General features: G+C 68.7%; 6 protein-coding genes and 1 pseudogene. 4 read left to right on the top strand and 3 right to left on the bottom strand.

Annotated elements, in window-relative coordinates; genetic code table 11:
* Nucleotides 1-1,284: magnesium transporter (gene mgtE, locus VD972_RS20975; protein ID WP_324989694.1), on the bottom strand; the 1,284-nt coding region annotated here is incomplete at its 3' end.
* An 89-nt stretch (nt 1,285-1,373) separates the two neighbouring features.
* Between mgtE and VD972_RS20970 the strand changes: the two genes are divergently transcribed.
* The gene (locus tag VD972_RS20970) at nt 1,374-2,072 is read left to right on the top strand and encodes a PilZ domain-containing protein (protein WP_324989692.1); all 699 of its coding nucleotides are present in this window, start codon (nt 1,374-1,376) and stop codon (nt 2,070-2,072) included.
* 7 nt (nt 2,073-2,079) lie between these two features.
* Here VD972_RS20970 and VD972_RS20965 read toward each other — a convergent pair whose 3' ends face one another.
* A complete protein-coding gene (locus tag VD972_RS20965) occupies nt 2,080-2,412 on the bottom strand; it encodes a hypothetical protein (protein WP_324989690.1) in 333 nt (110 codons plus the stop codon).
* Between the two features lie 307 nt (nt 2,413-2,719).
* The gene (trxA, locus tag VD972_RS20960; RefSeq protein ID WP_324989688.1) at nt 2,720-3,055 is read right to left on the bottom strand and encodes a thioredoxin; all 336 of its coding nucleotides are present in this window, start codon (nt 3,053-3,055) and stop codon (nt 2,720-2,722) included.
* A gap of 202 nt (nt 3,056-3,257) precedes the next feature.
* On the opposite strand from trxA, the gene VD972_RS20955 reads away from it, so the two are divergent.
* The 3 genes and pseudogenes from VD972_RS20955 to VD972_RS20945 form a co-directional block, all read left to right on the top strand.
* On the top strand, nt 3,258-3,626 hold the full coding sequence (locus VD972_RS20955) for a hypothetical protein (RefSeq protein ID WP_324989695.1): 369 nt from the start codon (nt 3,258-3,260) through the stop codon (nt 3,624-3,626).
* A 35-nt stretch (nt 3,627-3,661) separates the two neighbouring features.
* The gene (locus tag VD972_RS20950; protein ID WP_324989686.1) at nt 3,662-4,468 is read left to right on the top strand and encodes a cytochrome C assembly family protein; all 807 of its coding nucleotides are present in this window, start codon (nt 3,662-3,664) and stop codon (nt 4,466-4,468) included.
* A 2-nt stretch (nt 4,469-4,470) separates the two neighbouring features.
* Nucleotides 4,471-4,973: pseudogene (locus VD972_RS20945) on the top strand (glutamyl-tRNA reductase); the annotation flags it as partial.

The raw sequence follows: 4,973 nt of genomic DNA, 5'->3' as shown, positions 1-4,973 counted from the left end.
GGCGGCGGGATCCAGCCCCAGGCGGCGCAGCAGGAACGGCAGCATGGAGCCGCACAGCGTGCCGAACATCACCACGCCCACCACGCTCAACCCTACCGCGATGCCCACCCACACGTAGTAGGGGCCATAGAGCGCCTCTCTCCCGGGCCACAGGACGATGCGCAGCGTGCCCAGCACCCCGAGGAACACGCCCAGGGTGACGCCGCTGATGACCTCTCGCACGGCCACGCGCCACCAGTCGGCCAGGGACACGTCCCTCACCGCCAGCGCGCGGATGATGAGCGAGGTGGCCTGCGAGCCGGAGTTGCCTCCCGAGGAGATGATCAGCGGCACGAAGCTGCTGAGGAAGACGGCCTGGGCGATGGCGTCCTGGTAGTGGGCCATGGCCGTGGCGGTGAACATCTGCCCGAAGAAGAGCACCGTCAGCCAGCCCACGCGCTTGCGCAACATCTGCGTGACGCCGATGTCCAGGTAGGGCGCCTCCAGGGCCTCCATGCCGCCCATGCGCTGGATGTCCTCGGTGGCCTCCTCCTCGGCCACGTCGAGCACGTCGTCCACGGTGATGATGCCCAGCAGCACCCCCTTCGAGTCCGTCACCGGCAGCGCCACCCGGTCATACTTCTCGAAGAAGCTGATGACCTCCTCGCGATCCGCGGTGGCGGGGATGCTCACCAGCTGGCGATCATGGATGTCCGAGAGACGGGTGTCCGGCTGCGCGAGCACCAGCGAGGCCAGGCGCACATCGTCCAGCAGCCGGCCCCGCTCGTCGGTGATGTAGAGGACGTTCAGCGTCTCGCGCCCCTGGCCGTGCTTGCGCACGTACTCGAGCGCCTCCGCGGCGGTGAGGTTCCCCGGCAGCGTGAGGAACTCCGGCGTCATGTAGCGGCCGGCGCTGCGCTCCGGGTACCCCAGCAGCTCTCGAGCGACGGCCAGCTCCGCGGGCGTCAGCGTCGTGAGCGCGCGCCGCGTCACCTCCGCGGGCAGCTCCTCGAGCAGGCGCGTACGGTCGTCCGGCGCCATCTCGTTGAGCAGGTTCTTGAGCTCCTCGTTGCCCAGCGTGCTCACCAGCTCCGACTGCTGGGCCGGCGGGAGGTACTCGAAGACCATCGCCGCCATGTCGCGCGGCAGCAGCCGGAAGAGCACGCCGCTGTCCTTGGCCGGAAGATCCTCGATCACCTCGGCCACGTCCGCCGGATCCATCTCCGTGAACGCCTCGCGCAGCGAACTCCAATCCCTGGCCCGGATCAGCTCGTCGAACTCGGGCTTGAGGAGGTTTCCCAGCATTACAATCTCGCGCGCGGTGGAGCGGGCGCATGGTGTATGAATCGCGCCAGTTGCGATACGGGATTTTTTGAGCCGCCGCGGAGGAGACGATGCAGAGAAAGGGTGCCAGGAAGGTCTCGGGCCCGGCAGGGTCCACGCGCACCCCGGAGGAGCTCCGGGACGCTGCCCCCCGGACCGTCCATGTCCCGAAGCTGTCCGCACCTCAGCCGGACGAGCGCCGCTCGGGCTCGCGCCCAGAGGAGCCCCGGCGCCCGGGGGGACGGAGCGCTCAGCCCGTGAGCGCCCCTGTGATTGAGAGGCAGTCGGGCAATGAGCCGGAGCACCGGCACTTCCCACGGGCCCTGCTGGCCACGCGCTTCGAGCTCTGGAGGGAGGAGGGCGGGCGGAGGAGCTTCTCCGCGACGCTCATGTCCCAGAACGTGAGCGTGAGCGGCGCCTTCCTGGAGAGCACCTTCTTCATGCCCATGGGCACGCAGCTCCAGGTGCGCTTCTCCCTGGACGAGGGCGCGGAGGCCGTGCAAGCGCGCGCCGAGATCATCCGCGAGGAGCGCTCCGGCACGGGCGGACGCTCGGGCTTCGGCATCCGCTTCGTGGAGTTCTCCGGGCAGACCGAGGTCTCCCTGGCCCGGCTCTTCCTCGGCATGCGTCTGCGGGACTTCGCCGAGGAGTACCTTCAGTCACGCAGGGCCCGCTCGCTGCCCAACGAGCTGGAGCGGGTGGTGGATGTGCTCGCCGCGTGGGAGCTGCTCAAGGCCAGCTCCCCCAGCGATCCCTGGCAAGGCGCGTGAGGCGCGCTCAGGCGTTCTTGCCCGCGGCCAGCTGCCGGCGCCGCTCGGCCTGGTAGTGCGCCGAGCACAGGCCCTTGGAGCGGGACTCGCGATCGCACCCGGCCACGGTGCAGCGCCGCTCCTGAGCCACCTGGCCTGCTGCAATCATCTTGGGTGGCCGCCCCCTGCGCCGCGCAGGCGCCGCCGTGCTGCTGCCCGAAGCTCCCAGGCCACTGTTGTGAAGAGCTCGCGCCAGACCTCGACCGATGGCGTCCCCGATCTGCTCCGCCCACGAAGCCAGCGCGGGAGGCAGAGCCACCGTGGCAGAAGAGGGAACGGCATTCTTACGAGGACGAGCCATGGATTCTCCTTAAGACCTTGAAAACGAGTTAAACTGGATAGGAATAATGAACTGCTTATTTCGCCTTAGTTGTTAAATCTGTCAACCCAAGGATGATGGGTTTTTCGGATTATGGCCGAAATGCCAGGGCGCGGCTGGCTTTTCCGGGTGTCTGGCATGAGGAGCCATTCAGGTTCGGCACACGAGACGCTTCCAGGAGCGCGAGCGAGGGTTGCTCGAGCACTCCGAACGTCGGGCCGGACGTTCCTGCAGTGCAGCTGAGGCCCCCAGGCGAGGCGCGAGGCCTCGGCCCGGGGGGAAGGGGGAGCTACAGCGTCTGCTGGAGCAGGGCTTCGATCTTGCCCTTCATGTTGGGGCCAGCACCGACGAGCTGGCGCACCACCTTGCCGCCCTTGAAGACGAGCAGGGTGGGGATGGAGCGGACGCCATATTGCTGCGGCGTGTCCTGGTGCTCTTCGATGTTGAGCTTGGCGAACTTCACCTTGCCTTTGTACTGGACGGCCAGATCCTCGACGACCGGGGCGATGGCCCGGCACGGGGCACACCAGGTCGCCCAGAAGTCCACCAGCACCGGCTGGTCCGACTCGAGCACCACCTGGGAGAAGTCTCCGTCTCCGATGTTCAGCACGCCATCTCCTGCCATGGGTGTCTCCTTCCACAGGCCGTTGGACTGCGGGGCCTGGCGCAGGCGCGTCGTCTAGTACGCACCCCCTATGCCCTGCAAGGATCAGCGGCCTCCACCGGTCCCACCCGAAGAGATGCCGACGGGCGCCGGAGGTTTCAAGCAGGCAGGCGCTACGAGAGACGGGCTCCCCGGGCGGGGGTGATGTAAGCTGGGCGACGTGATGAAGCTCTTCCTGCCCCAGGCCCAACTCGAGGAGTGGGCGCTGGCGGACAAAGCGGACCTGAAGGACGGCAAGCTGGTGGTGACGGCGGAAGGGGGCGCAAGCTTCCCCGCCGTGCCCGCAGTGCACTTCGTGCAGCTTGTCTCCGGGGAGGACACCCACAAGCTGGTGGCCAAGGTGAAGACCGAGGCCCAGCTCGAGAGCCTGGGCGCCGAGCAGATGGCGGACTCGGTGATCCTGGGGGAGTCCGCGTACGAGGTGGTTCCCGGTTATCTCACCGAGGTGGCTGCCGCCCCCCGCCCGGCCGACAAGAAGCCGAGCAACGAGACGGACCTGCTGGCCGCTTTCATCCTCAACAAGATGGGCTGACCGCAGGGTCCGCCCGGGGTTATGTCGCTGCCGCCATGAACGAAACCCTGGTCTCGCTCGCCTGTCATGCGTACGGCTTTGCCGCGCTGGTGTACCTCACCTACCTCGCGCGCCAGTGGAATGGCCTCGCCATTGCCGGGCGCGTGCTCGTCGGCTCCGGGCTGGCCCTCCATGCGGTGGCCCTGTTCACCCAACTGGGCGCACAAGGTGGGATGCCTGTAGGGGCCGCGCAGGGGTTCTCCGCGCTCGCCTTCCTGCTGCTGGCCCTGGGGTTGGTGTTGGATCTGCTCTACCGCAAGCCCGTCATCGGCGCCTTCATCACCCCGCTGGCGGTGGCCGCGCTGGTGCCCGGGCTGCTCCTCCAGGGAGGGGAGGCGCCGCTGTCTCCCGCGCTTCGCCAGCCGCTGCTGCCGCTGCACATCACCATCGCGCTGGTGGGGATGGCGGCCTTCGCCGTGGCGGCGGGGGTGGGCTTCATGTACCTGCTGATGGAGCGGCAGGTGAAGGGCAAGCGGTTCGGCCTGCTCTTCTCGCGGCTGCCCTCGCTGGAGTTCTTGGACACCCTGAACCGCCGGCTGGTGGTGGCAGGCTTCATCGCGCTGTCGATCACCCTGGCCACCGGGGCCTTCTTCATCGCGGGCTCCACCCAGGTGCTCACCTGGATGATGGACGCGAAGGTGCTGGCCACGCTGGTGGCCTGGGGGCTCTTCGCCGGGCTTGCGGGGGCGCGGATCCTGGTGGGGTGGCGGGGGCGGCGTGTGGCGCTGCTGACGATGGCGGGCTTCGCGCTGGTGCTCGTGTCCTTCCTCTCTTCGTATGACTTCACCGGGGGGATGCGGTAGCCATGGAGCTCATCTGCATTGGTCTGTCGCACCGGACCGCGCCCTTGGGCGTGCGCGAGCGGCTGGCGCTGCCAGAGCCCACACAGGTGGAGGTGCTCCAGCGCCTGGCGCAGGCTCCCACCGAGGCGCTGTTCGTCTCCACGTGCAACCGGGTGGAGCTGTACCTGGCGTCGGCGGATCTGGCCCAGGCCGCCGCCCGCGCGCGTGAGGAGCTGAGCCGGCTGGGGGGCCCGGAGGCGCTCGATCACCTCTATGAGCACCACGGGGCCGGGGCGCTGGAGCACCTGTTTCGCGTGGCCTCCAGCCTGGACTCCATGGTGCTGGGCGAGGCGCAGATTCTTGGCCAGGTGAAGGAGTCCTTCGAGCTGGGCCAGGGGGCGGGCGCGGTGCGTGGAGGGCTCACGCGGGTGTTCGCGGCGGCGTTCAGCTGCGCCAAGCGGGTGCGCACCGAGACGGCGATTGGCCGGGCGGCGACGTCCATGGCCTCGGCGGCGGTGGCGCTGGC

Origin of the sequence: Hyalangium sp., assembly GCF_035629615.1 — a bacterium.
GTDB lineage: Bacteria > Myxococcota > Myxococcia > Myxococcales > Myxococcaceae > Hyalangium.
The sequence above is the reverse complement of the archived record's forward strand: the minus strand, read 5'-3'. Positions and strand labels throughout refer to the sequence as shown.